The 18,987-nt window shown below is 47.7% G+C and carries 19 protein-coding genes, 10 tRNA genes, 1 rRNA gene and 1 pseudogene; 29 read left to right on the plus strand and 2 right to left on the minus strand.

Annotation, left to right across the window (positions count from 1 at the left end; genetic code table 11):
* Nucleotides 1–8: 8 nt before the first annotated feature.
* From uvsE to V1499_RS01225, 3 genes are all read left to right on the plus strand, one after another.
* A complete protein-coding gene (uvsE, locus tag V1499_RS01215) occupies nt 9–974 on the plus strand; it encodes a UV DNA damage repair endonuclease UvsE (RefSeq protein WP_409273151.1) in 966 nt (321 codons plus the stop codon).
* A 71-nt stretch (nt 975–1,045) separates the two neighbouring features.
* Nucleotides 1,046–1,525 carry a PH domain-containing protein gene (locus V1499_RS01220; RefSeq protein ID WP_409273153.1) on the plus strand — a complete coding sequence of 160 codons (480 nt, stop codon included), beginning with the start codon at nt 1,046–1,048 and terminating at the stop codon, nt 1,523–1,525.
* Nucleotides 1,515–2,966 (plus strand): PH domain-containing protein, encoded by a 1,452-nt coding sequence (locus tag V1499_RS01225; RefSeq protein ID WP_409273154.1) that lies wholly within the window; start codon nt 1,515–1,517, stop codon nt 2,964–2,966. Before V1499_RS01220 ends, V1499_RS01225 begins: the two co-directional genes overlap by 11 nt.
* A gap of 43 nt (nt 2,967–3,009) precedes the next feature.
* Here the strand turns inward: V1499_RS01225 and V1499_RS01230 are convergent, their stop codons facing one another.
* Nucleotides 3,010–3,594, minus strand: coding sequence for a rhomboid family intramembrane serine protease (locus V1499_RS01230; RefSeq protein WP_409273156.1), 585 nt, complete (start codon nt 3,592–3,594; stop codon nt 3,010–3,012).
* A 118-nt stretch (nt 3,595–3,712) separates the two neighbouring features.
* Between V1499_RS01230 and acpS the strand changes: the two genes are divergently transcribed.
* From acpS to V1499_RS01300, 14 genes and pseudogenes are all read left to right on the plus strand, one after another.
* Entirely contained in the window at nt 3,713–4,066 is a 354-nt protein-coding gene (gene acpS, locus V1499_RS01235; protein ID WP_409273158.1) for a holo-ACP synthase, read from the plus strand.
* Between the two features lie 180 nt (nt 4,067–4,246).
* Nucleotides 4,247–5,269, plus strand: coding sequence for a LolA family protein (locus V1499_RS01240; RefSeq protein ID WP_409273160.1), 1,023 nt, complete (start codon nt 4,247–4,249; stop codon nt 5,267–5,269).
* A gap of 193 nt (nt 5,270–5,462) precedes the next feature.
* Nucleotides 5,463–6,622: pseudogene (gene alr, locus V1499_RS01245) on the plus strand (alanine racemase).
* A 224-nt stretch (nt 6,623–6,846) separates the two neighbouring features.
* Nucleotides 6,847–7,128 (plus strand): CopG family ribbon-helix-helix protein, encoded by a 282-nt coding sequence (locus V1499_RS01250; RefSeq protein WP_053364852.1) that lies wholly within the window; start codon nt 6,847–6,849, stop codon nt 7,126–7,128.
* Nucleotides 7,129–7,132: 4 nt separating this feature from the next.
* Nucleotides 7,133–7,483, plus strand: coding sequence for a type II toxin-antitoxin system endoribonuclease NdoA (ndoA, locus tag V1499_RS01255; RefSeq protein WP_019156408.1), 351 nt, complete (start codon nt 7,133–7,135; stop codon nt 7,481–7,483).
* A 395-nt stretch (nt 7,484–7,878) separates the two neighbouring features.
* Complete coding sequence (locus tag V1499_RS01260; protein ID WP_409273162.1) at nt 7,879–8,709, plus strand: RsbT co-antagonist protein RsbRA; 831 nt, start codon at nt 7,879–7,881, stop codon at nt 8,707–8,709.
* 5 nt (nt 8,710–8,714) lie between these two features.
* Nucleotides 8,715–9,071, plus strand: a complete 357-nt coding sequence (locus tag V1499_RS01265) for an STAS domain-containing protein (RefSeq protein ID WP_027324001.1) — start codon at nt 8,715–8,717, stop codon at nt 9,069–9,071.
* A 4-nt stretch (nt 9,072–9,075) separates the two neighbouring features.
* Nucleotides 9,076–9,477 carry an anti-sigma regulatory factor gene (locus V1499_RS01270; RefSeq protein WP_053364854.1) on the plus strand — a complete coding sequence of 134 codons (402 nt, stop codon included), beginning with the start codon at nt 9,076–9,078 and terminating at the stop codon, nt 9,475–9,477.
* A gap of 11 nt (nt 9,478–9,488) precedes the next feature.
* A complete protein-coding gene (locus V1499_RS01275; protein ID WP_409276198.1) occupies nt 9,489–10,499 on the plus strand; it encodes a PP2C family protein-serine/threonine phosphatase in 1,011 nt (336 codons plus the stop codon).
* Nucleotides 10,500–10,559: 60 nt separating this feature from the next.
* On the plus strand, nt 10,560–10,892 hold the full coding sequence (locus tag V1499_RS01280) for an anti-sigma factor antagonist (protein WP_053364856.1): 333 nt from the start codon (nt 10,560–10,562) through the stop codon (nt 10,890–10,892).
* Entirely contained in the window at nt 10,889–11,362 is a 474-nt protein-coding gene (rsbW, locus tag V1499_RS01285; protein WP_409273165.1) for an anti-sigma B factor RsbW, read from the plus strand. Before V1499_RS01280 ends, rsbW begins: the two co-directional genes overlap by 4 nt.
* Nucleotides 11,340–12,134, plus strand: a complete 795-nt coding sequence (gene sigB, locus V1499_RS01290; RefSeq protein WP_316572728.1) for an RNA polymerase sigma factor SigB — start codon at nt 11,340–11,342, stop codon at nt 12,132–12,134. The genes rsbW and sigB overlap by 23 nt, the downstream gene beginning before the upstream one ends.
* Nucleotides 12,131–12,727, plus strand: coding sequence for a PP2C family serine/threonine-protein phosphatase (locus tag V1499_RS01295; RefSeq protein ID WP_409273167.1), 597 nt, complete (start codon nt 12,131–12,133; stop codon nt 12,725–12,727). Before sigB ends, V1499_RS01295 begins: the two co-directional genes overlap by 4 nt.
* Before the next feature lie 183 nt (nt 12,728–12,910).
* Entirely contained in the window at nt 12,911–15,091 is a 2,181-nt protein-coding gene (locus V1499_RS01300; protein WP_409276199.1) for a Tex family protein, read from the plus strand.
* Nucleotides 15,092–15,207: 116 nt separating this feature from the next.
* Here V1499_RS01300 and cmpA read toward each other — a convergent pair whose 3' ends face one another.
* The gene (cmpA, locus tag V1499_RS01305) at nt 15,208–15,321 is read right to left on the minus strand and encodes a cortex morphogenetic protein CmpA (RefSeq protein ID WP_409273169.1); all 114 of its coding nucleotides are present in this window, start codon (nt 15,319–15,321) and stop codon (nt 15,208–15,210) included.
* Nucleotides 15,322–15,410: 89 nt separating this feature from the next.
* On the opposite strand from cmpA, the gene V1499_RS01310 reads away from it, so the two are divergent.
* The 12 genes from V1499_RS01310 to V1499_RS01365 all read left to right on the plus strand — a co-directional run bounded on the left by V1499_RS01310 (nt 15,411) and on the right by V1499_RS01365 (nt 18,838).
* Nucleotides 15,411–15,884, plus strand: coding sequence for a SprT family protein (locus tag V1499_RS01310; protein WP_409273171.1), 474 nt, complete (start codon nt 15,411–15,413; stop codon nt 15,882–15,884).
* Between the two features lie 325 nt (nt 15,885–16,209).
* A tRNA-Asn gene (locus V1499_RS01315) sits at nt 16,210–16,284 on the plus strand.
* A 4-nt stretch (nt 16,285–16,288) separates the two neighbouring features.
* Nucleotides 16,289–16,376, plus strand: a tRNA-Ser gene (locus V1499_RS01320).
* Between the two features lie 15 nt (nt 16,377–16,391).
* A tRNA-Glu gene (locus V1499_RS01325) sits at nt 16,392–16,463 on the plus strand.
* A gap of 12 nt (nt 16,464–16,475) precedes the next feature.
* Nucleotides 16,476–16,550: transfer RNA gene (locus tag V1499_RS01330), tRNA-Gln, on the plus strand.
* Nucleotides 16,551–16,559: 9 nt separating this feature from the next.
* Nucleotides 16,560–16,635: transfer RNA gene (locus V1499_RS01335), tRNA-Lys, on the plus strand.
* 8 nt (nt 16,636–16,643) lie between these two features.
* A tRNA-Leu gene (locus V1499_RS01340) sits at nt 16,644–16,728 on the plus strand.
* Nucleotides 16,729–16,793: 65 nt separating this feature from the next.
* Nucleotides 16,794–16,879, plus strand: a tRNA-Leu gene (locus V1499_RS01345).
* Between the two features lie 49 nt (nt 16,880–16,928).
* Nucleotides 16,929–17,005 (plus strand) — tRNA-Arg (locus V1499_RS01350).
* 5 nt (nt 17,006–17,010) lie between these two features.
* Nucleotides 17,011–17,087 (plus strand) — tRNA-Pro (locus V1499_RS01355).
* A gap of 22 nt (nt 17,088–17,109) precedes the next feature.
* Nucleotides 17,110–17,183, plus strand: a tRNA-Gly gene (locus V1499_RS01360).
* A 103-nt stretch (nt 17,184–17,286) separates the two neighbouring features.
* Nucleotides 17,287–18,838, plus strand: a 16S ribosomal RNA gene (locus tag V1499_RS01365).
* Nucleotides 18,839–18,987 lie beyond the last annotated feature (149 nt).

Here is an 18,987-nt window from a genome sequence, read left to right on the forward strand (position 1 = left end):
GATGCCAAATGACCGTTATCAGGCTCGGATACGTGGCGATGAGTACAATTGTTGAGCATTGCTCCCCGTCACAAACAATGACGTTCGCCCAATTCAGGCGGATGAAGGACAGGGAAGCGGCGATCAGGAAACTGGAACGGATTGCTCTTTCCAACCTTGCCAATTGCCTCCGGCTTCTCAGGCATAACCTGGCAAATGACATCCGTTTTTTTCGGCTCAGTTCGCGGCTTATCCCCCTGGCTAACCACGAGGAACTATCCGATTGGGATTACATAACCCCTTTAGAGGAGGGTTATAAGAATATAGCATCCTTTTTAAAAGAGCATCCATCGCGAGTTGATTTCCATCCGGACCATTTTGTTGTTCTGAATACAAATAAGAAGGATATTTTAAAAACGTCCATACAGACACTCGCAATGCACTACCGCATGCTAAAAGAAATGGAAATTCCTCCTTTGCACCGCTGTGTCGTCCATATTGGAGGCGGGTATAACGACAAGGAAAAAGCTTTGGAGCTATTTATCCATAATTGGGGCTTTCTTCACCGTCATTTGCAGGAGATGATTATGCTTGAAAATGATGATACAACGTTTACTTTAAAAGAATGCCTCTATTTATGTGAAAAGCTTGGCATCCCCTGTGTATTCGACTACCATCACCACCTTGCCCATAATGGCGGGGCTGGCTGGGAGGATGAGTGGGAAAGGGTAATACATACATGGTCATCGTCACCGCTCCCCATTAAAATGCATATTTCAAGCCCGAAGTCAGAAAGTGAGTTCAGGGCCCATGCCGGATATATCAACTCCAAGATGTTTTTGGGCTTTTTACAAAAAGTAAAAGGTTCCGTGCCGGAAATTGATTGCATGATAGAAGCAAAGGAAAAGGATGCCGCCCTGTTCAGCCTTATGGAAGAAATAAGGAACGAACCAAGCGTTGAAATCATCGACCAGGCTTCCTTCTTAATCAAGTAAGTTCATCTGATAAGTGCAGCAATGCTATTCCTTCGGTATACTGGATACAGAATAAGAATCGGAGGACAAAGATGATCTTACAGCCTGAGAATCGAATTTCACGGAAAGCGCTGAAGGTTTGGCGAATAGGGGGAGCGCTTGGTACCTTGTTCATCTGGATTCCAACTGCACTTGCAGCTGGCCTTGGCAGGTTGTTTGACTGGCCGCTTTGGCTCCACCTTGCCCTCTTTTTGATTGCGGTTGCTATTACCGCTTTTATGGTAGCTGTATTCCCTCCGTTAAAATGGAAGCGCTGGCGTTATGAAGTCAGGGAGCAGGAAATTGAACTTCAGCAGGGCATTTTTGTGATCAGGCGCTCCCTTGTGCCGATGGCAAGGGTCCAGCATGTCGATACATTCCAGGGGCCGATATTGCGGAGGTATGGCCTATCGACCGTGGTGGTCGCCACAGCGGCAACCATCCATGAAATACCTGCTCTGGAAGAGGACGAAGCAGAAGCGTTGCGAAAACAAATTTCAATGCTTGCGAGGGTGGCGGACGATGATGTTTGAACCGAAAAGGCTTCATCCTGTTGCTGCCGTTATAAACACCATTAGGCAAATTAAAGGAATAATTGTCCCATTTGCAGCGTTTCTCTTTTTGGGAACTAGGGCGGGATGGGATGTTTTTTATTATGTGGCTGCCGGAGTTGGAATTTTAATTGCTTTCGTTACGGGAATCCTTTCATGGCTGCGTTTCACATATTCGGTCGAGGGGAATGAACTGCGGCTTGAGTATGGCGTACTCATTCGGAAGAAAAGGTATATTCCGTTGGAGAGGATTCAAAGTGTGGACCGGACAGAGGGAATACTGCAGCGCCCGTTCGGCCTTGTCCAAATAAAGATTGAAACTGCTGGAGGGGGAGCCGCAACGGAAGACCCAGAGGCTGTTTTATCTGCGATTACGAAGCGGGATGCCTCCTTATTAGAGGAAGCGATTGCGGCGGGAAATGGAAAACAGGCGCGTGATCAGGCGGTGAATGAGTTGCGGCGAAACAACCGCCCAATTTATTCAATGCCAATTTCAAGACTCTTTCTCATGGCTACCACCTCGGGAGGTGCAGGTGTCGTAATCTCGGCGGTGCTTGCCTTCATATTCCAGTTTGAAGAGATCATCCCTTATAAAAAGGTTTTTAAAGGGTTTGAAAACCTGGTTTCAAATGGGGTAGTCTTCATCAGCATTCTCATTTTCATCACATTGCTTGCCGCCTGGCTGCTTGCAATCGCGGGGATGATGGTAAAGTACGGGAATTATACGGTGGAAAAAACAGAAGAAGAATTGGTGATTTCGAGGGGGCTTTTGGAAAAAAGGAGGATTACCATCCCGCTTAAGCGAATCCAGGCCGTGCAAATTTCCCAAAACCCGGTCAGGGAGTTGCTTGGTTATGCGGCCGTACACGTCGATAGTGCAGGCGGGGCCGCCCTGGACAAGGACAGCGCCCGAATTATGCTCCTGCCGCTTGTGAAGCTTGAGGAAATTGAAGCGGTACTTGGCGGGCATTTAAGGAATTATCATTTTAATGCCCACTTTACCCCTGTGCCCCGGAGGTCGTTATGGAGATATATGTTCAGAAGTTTAATTTTCACTCTTCCGCCAGCTGCCTTCACGGCTTGGTTTTTCCAGCCATGGGGCAATTTGGCCGTTCTTGTTCCCGCTGCGGCAGCTCTATGGGCGTATGCTCGGTTTAAGGCCGCCGGCTGGGAAATAAAAAGGGAACAGCTTTCCTTCAGGAAGAGAATGTTGGGAAAAACAATCATTCTTATGCAGAAAAATAAAATTCAATCAATCGACATAAGAGAGAGTTATTTTCAAAGGAAGAAACAGCTGGCCAGGATTGATGCGTACATCAAGTCCGGCACAGGGATTTCCGGCGGGGGAGTGCAGGATGCCGAGTCCGCGGATGCAATCGCCATATACAATTGGTTATCAAGTTCGGCCAAGGAATGTTCGTAAAGCCAGGATGGCAGGGCCATTATCAGGACAACTATAGGGATGTTTATTTACGGCCTGCTCCCGCGCCGAGCAGGAACCCTGCCAATAGCCCGAACAAATGGGCGGTAATATTGATGTTGGGCTGGAGGAACGTCATGACGACACTAATCGCGGCAATTGTCAGGATGACCTGGCTGTCCTGGCGTGCCATGGCTCTTTTCTTCAGGACCACCATCGCGATATAATACCCGAACAATCCAAAAATGGCACCGCTTGAGCCAACATGGGTGAAGGTCATCGGTTCAAGGAGAAATGTCGCGAAGTTGGCGGCAATGCCGGATATGAAATAAACTGCCAAAAACTTAACGCCGCCGAGAATCCTTTCCAGCCCAGGGCCAAAGAGGACAAGCGAAAAGCTATTGAACAGGACGTGGGAGAAACCTGCATGCATGAATATAGGAGTTGCAAGCCTCCAAAACTCCCCCTCCGCGATATAAAGATTTACGCCTGTAAAGGTCGAGATGAACCAATAGTTTGGGAAAAAAGGAAGAACAGTGGCGAGATAAAAAATGAGATTAATGGCGACAATGACAGATACGACCGGATAATAACGGATGAACTGGCTGAAGCTTTCGGTTCTCGTAAACATGGGGGCCCTCCTATGACTGCGGAATTAAGCGATACTATCATCTTAGCCGGAAGTCGAATACAAATCCATTCAGGTAAATCGTATGCTTGCAAACTAGCTGTTAGAAGGAAGTTGGACAATGATAAAAGGAATTGGAATCGATTTAATTGAAATCGGCAGGATAAGAGAACTTATAGAAAAGCAAGTGCGGTTTCCCGACCGCATATTGACCGGGAGGGAAAAAGAGGAATACAGTTTGCTGCCGGACGGAAGAAGGGCTGAATACCTCGCGGGCAGGTTCGCGGCGAAAGAGGCATTTGCCAAAGCACTCGGCACCGGCATAGGCACTTCACTCTCCTTCCAGGATATCGAAATAACGAAAGATGCGCTGGGGAAGCCGTATTTCGCCCTGCCCGGAGGGTCGAATGCCCACCTTTCCATCACCCACACAAAGGAATATGCAGCGGCGTATGTTGTCATCGAGGAGAGCTAAATCGGCTCTTCTTTTATGTTAAAAAATCTGCTCATTTGGCCAACCCATAATTCAATTCATTCGTTATCATATTGTCCATGGTTGTCTCATATATTCATAATGACACGGGGAAGACAGGCAGCAGGGCGACCGGATGCCACTTCCCAAAACGATGATATGAGAACAGAAGGGGTTGAAAGAATGGGGAAAAGGGTGTTGCTCGTTATTGCCGGGTTGCTGGCTGTGTTAGCCCTGTCCGCCTGCGGTTCGAAATCGCAGGAGTCCGTCCGGGAGCAGCTCGCGGGTAAACTGGAAAAGCTTTCAGGGTATAAGGCGAATGCAACGATGACGCTGTCAATGGGTTCCAAGCCGCAAGTGTATAAAGTGGAAATTTGGCATAAAGATCCGTCCTACTATCGCGTGAACTTGAAAAATGCCAAAAAGGACCAAAGCCAAATGATTCTCAGAAACGATGAAGGGGTCTTTGTCCTGACGCCGGCGTTGAAGAAAAGCTTCCGTTTCCAGAGCGACTGGCCTAAAAACAGCAGCCAGGCGTACCTGTATGAATCGCTTGTAAAAGATATCGTCGCCGACAAAGAGGCGAAATTTTCATCGACAAAGGATTATTATGTGTTTGAAACAAAAACACGTTATCAAAACAACCATATGCTTCCGACCCAGGAAATCAAATTCAATAAGAAAGATCTTTCTCCGGCAATTGTCAGGGTTATGGATGCTGACAGGAACGCGCTTGTCACTGTTGAATTTTCAAAGGTGAAATTCAATGTGAGCTTTGACAAAGATGATTTTGAAATGAAGAAAAATATGACGAGGGCCCAGATTGGCGCGCCTGTAATGGCTGGAGCGGCAGATCAGGATACATCCTTTACGGTCAAATACCCGGCTGAACTACTTGAGGGAGTAACTCTGCAAAAGGAAAAAGAGATTGCAATCGAGGATGGAAAACGGGTTATTTTAACATATGGCGGTGCCAAAACATTTACGCTCGTCCAGGAGAAAAGGGTTGCCCAACCTGCTTCGGCATCCTATCCAATTGATGCAAACGGCGAGCCGGTCGACCTTGGCTTTACAATTGGCGCAATCACAAACCACTCGTTAAGCTGGTCCCAGGATGGGGTAGACTACATGATTGCTTCCAATGATTTGACGAAAGAAGAAATGGCATCCCTGGCGATGGCTGTGCAGGGAGAAATGTCAAAATAGGAAACTTTCCCGATTGTTTCAGGCGGGCCCGGTAATGGGTCCGCTTTTTGCATTAAGGATTATATCGTGCTGGATCTTTTTTTAATTGGAAGAAGTGGTGGAAGATACCATTGTGTTTTTTTTAGTGCTTGGCTTCCTTTATGATAGAATAATGAAATCAGAAAAAACGAATCAATGCCAGGGAAGTGACAATATGGAAAAGGACGGCTTTTTCTTTAGGGATACATGGGCTGAAATCGATTTGGGCCAGATTGAAATAAATATCTCTTCTATCAAGAAGCTTTTACCCGAGAAGGTTGAGGTCATTGCCGTTGTAAAAGCGAATGCATATGGGCATGGAGGGGTGGAAGTCGCGGAAACCGCTCTTGCCGCTGGCGCAAGTTACTTGGCCGTTGCCTTTTTGGATGAGGCCCTGGCGTTAAGGAAAAAAGGGATTAGCGCACCCATTTTGATCCTTGGGGCGACAAGGCCGGAGGATGTCAATGTGGCCGCTATGAACAGGCTTACTGTCACGGCCTTCAGTTTGGATTGGCTTATGGAATCCTCGGCCCACCTCGGTGAATATCCTCTTTCCATTCATATTAAAGTCGATACTGGAATGGGACGAATTGGCTTCCGGGACGCCGGGGAATTGAAGAAGGCGGAGGAGTTAATCCAGAAAGACGGCCGATTTAAGCTTGAAGGGGCATTTACCCATTTTGCCACGGCCGATGAAGCCGGAACGGACTACTTCCGCCATCAGCTCAGGGAATTCGAGCGTTTGCTTGAAACACTCAGCGCACGCCCAAATCTTGTTCATGCGAGCAATAGCGCAGCTGCGATAAGATTCCCGGAAGCAAGGTTCAATGCCATTCGGCTGGCATTGCGATGTACGGGCTCTCTCCCTCCCCGGAAATGAAGAACGAGGTGCCGGCCAACTTGCATGAAGCTTTTTCACTGCACTCACGGATCGTCCATGTCAAGAAACTGAAAAAAGGCGAAAAGGTCAGCTATGGTGCCACATATGAAGCAACTGGCGACGAATGGATTGCCACAATACCAATCGGTTATGCAGACGGTTGGATCAGGCAGCTGCAAGGCCAGGAGGTGCTTGTTGGCGGAAAACGGGCACCGATTGTCGGCAGGATTTGCATGGATCAATGTATGGTGAGATTAGAAGACTATGCGCCACCCGGTACGGAAGTCATTTTAATCGGCAAGCAAGGGGATGAATTTGTCGGAATCGACGAAATCGCCCACAACCTCGGGACAATCAATTATGAAATTCCTTGTATCATTTCAAACAGGGTTCCGCGCCTGTATAAGAAAAATGGGGAAATGCTCGGGCTTCGAAACAATATACTGGCGAATTAATGGATTAAAACCGAATTTTTTTGCCAATACTACATGTTGATTACGGAATTGGCTTTGCAAGCCTTGCGAATCATGGTATTATTAAAACTGGTAGAAAATATGGCGACTTCTTGTCCGGCCGAAGCTGGAAACAATAGAAGTGCCTTTTTAAAAAAAGAAAATGGCTTTTCCCGCTCGTAGTGGCGGAATAAACGGTCTTTATAGTGATGGTGGAGGTGTAGCTTGTGTCAGAGACTGGCGCAACAACGGAAATCCTGGTAAAATTGCCGCAACATCTTTTAACCGAGTTGGACGGAATCGTTAAGCTTGAAAATGTGAACCGCAGCGAATTTATTTACCAGGCAACAAAGGCTTATTTACGCGAAAAGAAAAAAAGACAGATTCGCGAAGCCATGAGGCGGGGCTACATGGAGATGGCCAAAATCAATTTGACGATTGCATCGGAAGCATTCCTCGCAGAATATGAGGCGGAACACACTGTTGAACGTCTTGTAAGCGGAGGATAATCCTTTGATTGTTAAACGTGGTGACGTTTATTTTGCGGACCTATCCCCGGTTGTCGGTTCCGAACAAGGCGGCGTCCGGCCTGTACTTGTCATCCAAAACGACATAGGGAATCGGTTTAGTCCCACAGTAATCATTGCAGCGATCACGGCGCAAATCCAAAAGGCAAAGCTGCCAACCCATGTTGAAATCGATGCGAAGCGTTATGGTTTTGAACGGGATTCAGTCATCCTGCTTGAGCAGATCCGTACAATTGATAAACAGAGACTGACGGATAAGATAACCCACCTTGATGACGAGATGATGGAAAAAGTGGATGAAGCCTTGCAGATTAGCCTGGGTCTTATCGAGTTTTAACCTTTACGCTCTTTATGGGCGTATTCTACATAACCACCTCATATTGAACATTTCGATTCAGGCAGGCTCTCCCAAAGGGGGGCCGCCTTTTTATTTTGGTTTCTACTGGAAACCTGGGTCCCGCTGCGACCTAAACATCCAATATTTACCTGTTCTGATTTTAAAAAAGCGGGTTTATCCCGGATAGAATTAGGGTATAAAACATAGTCGTTTAAAACGTTTCGGCATAAGCCGTTTAAATAGTAAAACGGATAGTTTGGAATTGACGGTTTACTATTGTTATCATTTAATTGAGATAAGACAATTATTTGAATTTTTTGTGACGAATTAAAATGAGTAGCGCTTTTTTGGATAAAAAAATGCGGAGGAAGCGTCCGGAAAAGCAGGGAGGACTAATGGAGAACCTAATATTGGACTATTTGAGAGCACAAAAGAGCGAGCTTACAAATGAATGGATGGACAGGATGAAGACTGAGGGGGACGAACGGGTACTAAAGTTGGTCCCTGAACAAGTCTTTAATGGGACGAGCTCAGAGTTTATTGAACTCATTGGCTCAAGCCTCGGGGGTTCGAAGGAGGAGTTCCGTTCCAGGCTGAGTGAATTTGCCGAAAAAGTAGTGAGGCTTGGCTGGCCGCTTCACTTTGTAATAGAAGGCGTCAGGACATTCAGCAAAATGCTTTTCGAAGGCATGCAGGAAAGAGGATATGTAACTGCCGATAACCAGATGGACGTTGTCTATGCATTTGACCGCTGGATCAGCCCGCTGCAAAACGAAGTGGTCGATATTTATTCAAGGACGTGGGAACGGACCGTTTCCCTTCAAAAAATCGCCCTCCAGGAGCTGTCGGCGCCGCTTATTCCTGTCTTTGAAAAAATTACGGTTATGCCGCTTGTTGGCACAATCGACACAGAACGGGCCAAGCAGATTATGGAAAACCTTCTCACGGGCGTCGTCAAGCACCGTTCCGAGGTAGTATTGATCGATATTACAGGTGTACCGGTTGTCGATACAATGGTCGCCCATCATATTATCCAGGCTGCCGAAGCGGTTCGCCTTGTAGGGGCAAAATGCATGCTTGTCGGCATAAGGCCCGAAATCGCACAAACCATTGTTAACCTTGGAATTGACCTGAACCAATTCACGACTAAAAATACATTGAAAAAAGGCGTTGAAGCAGCCTTGGAACTGACCAATCGGAAAATTATAAACGTGGAGGGTGCATAATGAGAATGAGAATACCTATTTTAAAGCTGCATGATTGCTTGCTTGTTTCCATTCAATGGGAGTTAGATGATCAGACAGCCCTCCAATTTCAGGAGGATTTGCTCCACAAAATCCACGAAACGAGTGCCAACGGGGTTGTAATTGATATTACCTCGATTGATTTTATCGACTCCTTCATCGCCAAAGTGCTTGGCGATGTGATAAGCATGTCCAAACTGATGGGAGCCAAGGTCGTTATTACAGGGATCCAGCCTGCGGTTGCAATTACGCTGATTGAACTGGGAATTGGATTGGAGGATGTCCTAACGGCATTAGACTTAGAAAAAGGTTTGGAGAAATTACAACAGGAATTGGGGGATTAGCTAAATGGGCATCCAATCCTGTGTAAAGATTCTAAATGAGTGGGACATTGTGGCTGCACGCCAGCTTGGCCGCAATGTTGCCCGAGAGCTTGGGTTCGGAACTGTGGACCAGGCGAGAATTACAACTGCAATAAGTGAGCTGGCGAGAAATATATACCTATATGCGGGCCAGGGCCAAATTTGCATAGAGAAAATTTATGACGGCCCAAAATCAGGGCTTAAGGTAATAGCTGTGGACAGTGGTCCCGGAATTAATGATATCAGGCAGGTTATGGAGGACGGCTTTTCGACTTCCGGCGGCCTTGGAGCTGGCCTTCCTGGAGTGAAACGGCTAATGGATGAATTCGACATCCTCTCTTCGCCTGGTAAAGGAACGGATATAAGAGCAGTGAAATGGCTCCGTTAGGGGGATGAATGATGGATTTGCGGGAAAGAATGGAATCACAGTATCGGAATATTTTGACCGAGTACCTGAAGGACCAATCCGAACAAATCTTGTACCAAGGGCAGAAGTTAAGCAGGGAATTGATTGAGAAGAAAATTTCCCCGGAGGAAATCGTAAGCCTTCATAAAAGCCTCTTGCTTGACCTTTATCCCACCATACCTGAAAGTGTAATCCATTCTTTTGATGTGCTTTTGGAAGTAATGGTTGGTTATGGGCTTGCCTACAGGGAACACCAAAGCCTGAGGAACAAGCAAATGGAATTCCGCACTGAAATGGAAATAGCGGCGAATGTCCAGCAAACACTCCTTGGGACATCCATTCCGAAAGTCGAAGGAATGGATATTGGTGCAATAAGCGTTCCGGCAAGGCACATGAACGGAGATTATTTCCATTTTGTACTGGATGACAACCAGTGTGTAAACGTTGCGATCGCTGATGTCATTGGCAAAGGGATTCCGGCCGCGTTGTGCATGTCGATGATCAAGTATGCGATGGACAGCCTCCCGGAAAACAGGCATGCCCCCAATATGGTCCTTGAAAGCCTGAATAGGGTTGTCGAACAAAACGTTGATCCTAGTATGTTCATCACAATGTTTTACGGAATGTACAATCCAGGCAATCATATTTTTTATTATTCTTCGGCCGGACACGAGCCTGGATTTTACTATAATGCGAAAACAGGCGAATTTACGGAAATGGAAGCGAAAGGGCTTCTTTTGGGCATAGACAAAAAAACCAAGTATCAGCAGTTCGAACGCCTTATCAATCCGGGCGATATGATTATCCTTATGTCGGATGGGGTAACGGAATGCCGGACGGAGGAAGGCTTCCTTGAGCGGGATGCCCTTATTGGCTATATCCGTAAATATATCCATCTGGATGCCCAGGAAATCGTGAACAATATTTACAAAGACCTTGAAAGGCTCCAGGATTTCCAATTAAGGGATGATTTTACTCTGATTATCCTGAAAAGGAGCGTTTAACAGCCGCGCAAACGGGTAAAGTGTTTAAGTGGTTAGTAAATAGACAAGGGGTGGGTCAAAGTGGACATCAAATTAGATGTTAATGAATCCAATGATTTTGTTGAAATATATGTAAACGGCGAAATAGATGCCTATACGGCTCCCAAGCTTCGTGAAACGGTATTTCCGCTATCGGAAAAAGACGGCGTCAAAATGGTGATCGATCTTTCGGAAGTATCCTATATGGACAGTACAGGCCTCGGAGTAATCGTTGGCGTATTCAAATCGGTCCGCAGCCACAACGGCGAGTTCAAGCTGGTTGGGTTATCGGAGCGGTTAATCAGACTTTTTGAAATTACAGGTCTGGCTGACATCATAGATATTAACAGCCAGATAGAGGGTGGAGTGCAATGAGCCAGGCGTTTGACTATATTGAAATGAAAATCCCGGCCAAGCCCGAATATGTAGGAGTCATTCGCCTTACACTTTCCGGCATCGCTAGCCGGATGGGATTTTCATATGATGATTTGGAAGATTTGAAAATTGCGACGAGTGAAGCATGCACGAATGCTGTCCAGCATGCCTACAAGAACAAGGGACAGGGCGAAGTGATTGTCGGTTTTGGCCTCTATCCGGACCGGCTTGAAGTGATGGTGGCGGATAACGGGCAAAGTTTTGATTTCGAGTCGGCAAGGCAGGGCCTTGGCCGGTATGAAGACAATGATTCCGTGGAGTTTTTGCGTGAAGGAGGCTTAGGGCTTTACCTGATTGAAACGCTTATGGATGAAGTAAGGATTCACCATAAAGAAGGTGTCACGGTCTTCATGACGAAGTACCTCGAAGGAGAGCAGGTGGAGACGGATGTCGAAACAATCTCAACCTAACTCCTCCGGGAAACAGGAAATAAACGAACTAATCAAAGCGTATCAGCTCCATCAGGATAACGATGCCCAGGAGCAGCTGGTCCTTCACTACAAAAATCTTGTTGAAACAATCGCACGTAAATATTCCAAAGGGCGCTCATTCCATGAAGATATTTTTCAAGTGGGGATGATCGGCCTTCTTGGGGCGATCAGAAGATATGACGAGTCGTTCGGGAAAAGTTTCGAGGCATTCGCGGTACCGACGATTATCGGGGAAATCAAGCGATTTCTAAGGGATAAGACATGGAGTGTCCATGTTCCGAGAAGGATCAAGGAGCTTGGCCCGAAAATCAAAACAACCGTCGAGGAACTGACCACAAAGCTCCATCGTTCGCCAAAGGTAATTGAGATCGCTGAAGCCCTTGAGGTTTCCGAAGAAGAGGTGCTTGAAGCGATGGAAATGGGTAAAAGCTACCAGGCCCTTTCCGTCGACCATTCTATCGAAGCGGATTCGGACGGAGGTACTGTCACCTTGCTTGATATCGTCGGCAGTGTGGACGAAGGGTATGAAAAGATCAACCAAAGGCTGGTCCTAGAAAAAGTCCTCCATGTCCTCAATGACCGTGAAAAGAAAATCATCCAGTACACCTACCTGGAGAATATGAGCCAAAAGGATGCTGGCGACAAGCTCGGCATATCCCAGATGCATGTATCCCGTTTGCAAAGGCGGGCAATTAAAAAGCTGCAGGAAGCGATCCATGCGGAGGCCAATAACTCGGAGTGTCTTTCATGAACCATCTTGTAAAAGACAACATTGAGGTTTATGCGCATCAAACACCCAAAGAAGGAAAATCCCAATGCGGGGACAGCTACTTCTTCGTTGCAACCGATGACTATTTCGTATGTGTACTCGCCGATGGCCTTGGCAGCGGCCAATACGCCTACGAAGCATCGAACGCGGTTGTCCTGGCGGTGGAAAAAAACCACCATGAAGACGTGGAAACTTTAATGAAATTTTGCAATGATGCCCTTGCCAATAAAAGGGGAGCAGCGGTTTCCGTACTGAAAGTCTATTTCCATGCAAGGGAGTTTGTATACAGCTGCGTAGGGAACATCCGCTTCTTTTTGTATTCCTCAAAAGGAAAGCTGACCTATCCCCTCCCAGTCACAGGCTACCTGTCTGGAAAACCGCAAACCTACCATACACAGCGCTTTTCCTATGATCCCCATTCCAAATTCCTGATTTTCTCGGATGGATATGATTTTCACGGAGTGAAAGCCCTCCTGAAGGGCCTCTTCCCTGTCACCATGATCGCCGACGAAATCAAACGCAAATATCCAACGAAATCAGATGACGCGACCTTTATCATCGGGAGCCTGCATTAATGCAGGCTCTTTTGCTTTTTTAAAAAAAGGACAATGCCAAGCGCTTCCGGTGCATTCGCTATACACCCCCTTTTGGCAGTTTTTGTATCCAACATCCACTACTGTGTTTCTTCCAATCCCGATAGTTTGATACAATAGAAAGGAAGCAAGAAAGAGTGGAGGAATGGTTAGGTGAATGAAACCATCACAAAGAACGATGAATTCGCAAAACTGATTGCCAAGGAACAGGGACTGTCCCTTAAGCAGGTCAACAATGTCATGTCGCTCGTCAGCGAAGGAAACACGGTACCTTTCATTGCCCGTTACAGAAAAGAACAGACGGGCGCGCTTGATGAAGTGCAAATCCGCAACATAATGGAAAGATGGCAATACCTGCAAAACCTTGGACAAAGGAAAGAAGAAATCCTACGCTCGATTACGGAGCAGGGAAAATTAACAGATGAATTGGCCAAACAAATAGAAAAAGCTACAAAACTCCAGGAGTTGGAAGATCTGTACAGGCCGTACAAGCAAAAGCGGCGGACAAAGGCGACGGTTGCCAAAGAAAAGGGCCTTGAGCCATTGGCAGACTGGCTGCTAACCCTTACGGCCGGTTCTGTTGAAGTGAAGGCGAAAGAGTTCCTATCAGAGGAAAAGGACGTCCTTTCAGTCGAAGATGCGATTGCCGGCGCAAAGGATATAATAGCCGAGCGCGTGTCGGATGACGCGGAAAGCAGGAAGTGGATCCGGAAGGAAATGTTTAAAACAGGGTCAATCGTCTCGGCAGTCAAGGACGCCGAAAAGGATGAAAAGAAAGTGTTTGAAATGTATTACGACTATGAAGAGCCTGTTAGCAAAATCGTCCCTCACCGAATCCTTGCCCTCAACCGTGGGGAAAAGGATGAAATTCTCCGTGTCGCGGTAAAAGCTGGGACAGATTCAATCATGAACTATTTAACAAAAAAGTGGATTGGAAAAGCACACTCGCCTTCCGCTCCATTCGTGACGGAAGCAATCGAGGATGGCTACAAAAGGCTTATCCAGCCTTCAATTGAGCGGGAAATCCGCAATGAGTTGACTGAAAAGGCAGAGGAGCAAGCCATACACATTTTTGCCGAAAACCTGCGGAAATTACTGCTTCAGCCGCCGCTAAAGGGGAAGGTAGTGCTTGCCGTCGACCCTGCCTTCCGGACGGGCTGCAAGCTTGCCGTTGTAGATGAAACGGGTAAGGTTATGAAAATAGATGTCATCTACCCTCATCCGCCAGTATCAAAACGGCGTGAAGCAAAAGAAAAATTTACTGCCATTTTATCCGACTATAAAGTGGAGATGGTTGCGATTGGGAACGGAACAGCTTCAAGGGAAACAGAGCAGTTTGTTGCTGATATTCTTAAAGAAGTGAACCAGGACACTTATTATTTAATTGTCAATGAGGCGGGAGCAAGCGTCTATTCCGCTTCAGACCTTGCCCGTGAGGAATTCCCGCATTTGCAGGTAGAAGAACGGAGTGCCGTTTCTATTGGAAGGCGCCTTCAGGATCCGCTTGCGGAGCTTGTTAAAATCGATCCGAAATCGGTCGGTGTCGGCCAGTACCAGCATGACGTTTCGCAAAAGAGGCTGTCGGAATCGCTCCATTTTGTCGTCGAAACGGCAGTTAACCAGGTAGGCGTGAACGTAAACACAGCCTCGCCTTCCCTGCTCCAATATGTAGCCGGCCTGACGAAAACTACCGCCGCGAACATAGTCAAGCAGCGTGAAGAAGAAGGAAAATTTGTCAACCGCTCGCAATTGAAGAAAATTCCGCGCTTGGGCGCCAAGACATATGAACAGGCCATCGGCTTCCTTCGCATCCTGGATGGGACAGAACCCCTGGACCGGACTGGCATCCACCCTGAAAATTATAGCGCGGTGAAAAAACTGCTCGCAAGCCTTGGATTAACGACAACGGACCTTGGCAGTGACAGGCTGAAAGAAGCATTGGGACAACTCGATCACGGAAAAGTGGCCGAAGAGCTTGAAATTGGGGAAATCACGTTGAAGGACATTATCGACGCCCTTATCCGGCCCGAACGGGATCCTCGTGATGAACTAGATGCTCCATTGCTTAAAAAAGATGTGTTAAAACTCGAGGACCTCCAACCAGGAATGGAACTTCAGGGGACAGTAAGGAATGTGGTCGATTTCGGTGCCTTTGTAGATATCGGCGTTAAACAGGATGGGCTCGTCCATATCAGCAAGTTAAGGAAGCAATTTGTCAAGCATCCGCTTGATGTCGTTTCTGTCGGGGACGTCGTCACTGTGTGGGTTGATTCAGTCGATAAACAAAAAGGCCGTGTCTCCCTGACGATGATCCAGCCTGAATCGGCGAAAGGGATCAATAACTAATTAGGCGGCTAGGCCAATTAAGGTTTAGCTATGTATGTGTACTACAACGTAAAAATGGCGTGCCTGGGAAATGCGGGCACGTCTTTTTTTGAGGTGGTTTGGAAGATAAACAGGAGTTAGGATGGATACTTCCTTCTATAGAAGAACCAGCATTGGTTAAGGAGTTTAATCTGATAACGATTCTTTTCATAAAATGCCCGCCTCATCCTGTTTTGGAACCATGTTGGCATTCAAGTGCCCTCCCTGCGTACCATAATGTTTTTCTATTCTATGCTATAATAGGTTGTCATGTTCAACGGAAAGAGGTGGCGAATTGCAGATGGACAACCAGGACCTTCAGGGATTGACGGAAAAAATTTCACAGGAGCAATTTGGCCTGCCCTTCCTGCACAAAGCCGTTTTTAATTCCAGGTTGCGCACAACAGGCGGAAGGTACCTTTTGAAAACCCATAACATTGAAATAAATAAACGCTATTTGGAACAGTTGGGCTATGACGAATTGGTCGGAATCATAAAACATGAACTTTGCCACTACCACCTCCATCTGCTTGGTAAGGGATACAAGCATAGGGACGCGGACTTCAGAGCGTTGTTGAAAAAAGTCGGAGCGCCGAGGTTTTGTGGCCAGCTTCCCGAAAGCGGAGTAAAGAAGAAAAGCAAAAAGATCGTGGTCTATGAATGCGCAGCCTGCGGAACTGTCTTCAAAAGAAGGCGAAACATAAATACAGCCAAGTATGTATGCGGAAAATGTAGAGGAGAACTCCGAAAAGTAAAGGAAATGCACGCGCAGTAGAGGGTGGAAGGAAAGCCAAAATTTATATGCCAATCATTCTTGACATTGAGGTGCACCGTCATTATAATGGTAAGAGTCGACGGAAGGAACAACAAACTTTCTGGATGTAAAACCTAGTCTCAGCTTGCTTTGGTTAACTGAGGCGGGGACACAAAATGCTATATAAGCGTATGGGTAATACTATTTATTCCGCAGTAGCTCAGTGGTAGAGACGAGCATCACTTCCCTGAATTAACTGCGAGTTGTACACGCCGAGCCGCTGCTCGCGGATCTTTCTGAGGCGGGGACACAAAATGCTATATAGGCGTATGGATATACTTATTATTCCGCAGTAGCTCAGTGGTAGAGCAATCGGCTGTTAACCGATCGGTCGTAGGTTCGAGTCCTACCTGCGGAGCCATTATGGGGAAGTACTCAAGAGGCTGAAGAGGCGCCCCTGCTAAGGGTGTAGGTCGGGTGACCGGCGCGAGGGTTCAAATCCCTCCTTCTCCGCTCCGTATTTTCAATGGCCCCTTGGTCAAGCGGTTAAGACACCGCCCTTTCACGGCGGTAACACGGGTTCGAATCCCGTAGGGGTCACTTTTATATTTTTGGGCTATAGCCAAGCGGTAAGGCAACGGACTTTGACTCCGTCATTCGTTGGTTCGAATCCAGCTAGCCCAGCCATTTTCTTTTGAGCCATTAGCTCAGTTGGTAGAGCATCTGACTTTTAATCAGAGGGTCGAAGGTTCGAGTCCTTCATGGCTCACCATTTAATATGCGGGTGTGGCGGAATTGGCAGACGCACCAGACTTAGGATCTGGCGCCGCGAGGCGTGGGGGTTCGACTCCCTTCACCCGCACCACAATATACCAGTTGCATTGCTGAAAAATAAGTGGTATGATTAATCTTGTCGCTAATTTAATTTACGCGGTCGTGGCGGAATGGCAGACGCGCTAGGTTGAGGGCCTAGTGGGGGCAACCCCGTGGAGGTTCAAGTCCTCTCGGCCGCACCAATAAAGGTATTGGTGCTTGTGAATTTGATTAAGTCTTTTTCGAAAATGTGCGCCCGTAGCTCAATTGGATAGAGCGTCTGACTACGGATCAGAAGGTTATGGGTTCGACTCCTTTCGGGCGCGCCATACTACGGGAAGTAGCTCAGCTTGGTAGAGCACTTGGTTTGGGACCAAGGGGTCGCAGGTTCGAATCCTGTCTTCCCGACCATTCGGGTTATAAATAAATATATGCGGGTGTAGTTTAATGGTAAAACTCCAGCCTTCCAAGCTGATGTCGTGGGTTCGATTCCCATCACCCGCTCCAAAAATTGTTCCTTGAAAACTAAACAAACAAGCGTCAACAAACAATAATATAGTGATCTTCGGATCACTAGCCAACGTAACTTTATGAGCTAAACTCATACTCTTTTTTGGAGAGTTTGATCCTGGCTCAGGACGAACGCTGGCGGCGTGCCTAATACATGCAAGTCGAGCGGAAGTTTCAAAAGCTTGCTTTTGAAACTTTAGCGGCGGACGGGTGAGTAACACGTGGGCAACCTGCCTGTAAGACTGGGATAACTTCGGGAAACCGGAGCTAATACCGGATAATCCTTTCTGACACATGTCAGGAAGCTGAAAGACGGTTTCGGCTGTCACTTACAGATGGGCCCGCGGCGCATTAGCTAGTTGGTGGGGTAATGGCCCACCAAGGCGACGATGCGTAGCCGACCTGAGAGGGTGATCGGCCACACTGGGACTGAGACACGGCCCAGACTCCTACGGGAGGCAGCAGTAGGGAATCTTCCGCAATGGACGAAAGTCTGACGGAGCAACGCCGCGTGAGCGAAGAAGGCCTTCGGGTCGTAAAGCTCTGTTGTCAGGGAAGAACAAGTACCGGAGTAACTGCCGGTACCTTGACGGTACCTGACCAGAAAGCCACGGCTAACTACGTGCCAGCAGCCGCGGTAATACGTAGGTGGCAAGCGTTGTCCGGAATTATTGGGCGTAAAGCGCGCGCAGGCGGCCTCTTAAGTCTGATGTGAAAGCCCACGGCTCAACCGTGGAGGGTCATTGGAAACTGGGGGGCTTGAGTGCAGAAGAGGAGAGCGGAATTCCACGTGTAGCGGTGAAATGCGTAGAGATGTGGAGGAACACCAGTGGCGAAGGCGGCTCTCTGGTCTGTAACTGACGCTGAGGCGCGAAAGCGTGGGGAGCGAACAGGATTAGATACCCTGGTAGTCCACGCCGTAAACGATGAGTGCTAAGTGTTAGAGGGTTTCCGCCCTTTAGTGCTGCAGCAAACGCATTAAGCACTCCGCCTGGGGAGTACGGCCGCAAGGCTGAAACTCAAAGGAATTGACGGGGGCCCGCACAAGCGGTGGAGCATGTGGTTTAATTCGAAGCAACGCGAAGAACCTTACCAGGTCTTGACATCCTCTGACACTCCTGGAGACAGGACGTTCCCCTTCGGGGGACAGAGTGACAGGTGGTGCATGGTTGTCGTCAGCTCGTGTCGTGAGATGTTGGGTTAAGTCCCGCAACGAGCGCAACCCTTGATCTTAGTTGCCAGCATTCAGTTGGGCACTCTAAGGTGACTGCCGGTGACAAACCGGAGGAAGGTGGGGATGACGTCAAATCATCATGCCCCTTATGACCTGGGCTACACACGTGCTACAATGGATGGTACAAAGGGCAGCGAAGCCGCGAGGTGGAGCCAATCCCATAAAACCATTCTCAGTTCGGATTGCAGGCTGCAACTCGCCTGCATGAAGCCGGAATCGCTAGTAATCGCGGATCAGCATGCCGCGGTGAATACGTTCCCGGGCCTTGTACACACCGCCCGTCACACCACGGGAGTTTGTAACACCCGAAGTCGGTGGGGTAACCGCAAGGAGCCAGCCGCCTAAGGTGGGACAGATGACTGGGGTGAAGTCGTAACAAGGTAGCCGTATCGGAAGGTGCGGCTGGATCACCTCCTTTCTAAGGATATTGCCTTCGGGCAATCGGAATGCGGACCTTTTGGTCCGTAAGTTGACCGCTTGTTTGTTTAGTTTTGAGGGAGCAATCCTTCAAAGTTTTTTTTGACTCTGCCCTTTCGGGCAAAGTTTGTTCCTTGAAAACTGGATAAT

The organism is Neobacillus oceani (assembly GCF_046237595.1).
GTDB classification, from domain to species: Bacteria; Bacillota; Bacilli; order Bacillales; family Cytobacillaceae; genus Bacillus_D; species Bacillus_D oceani.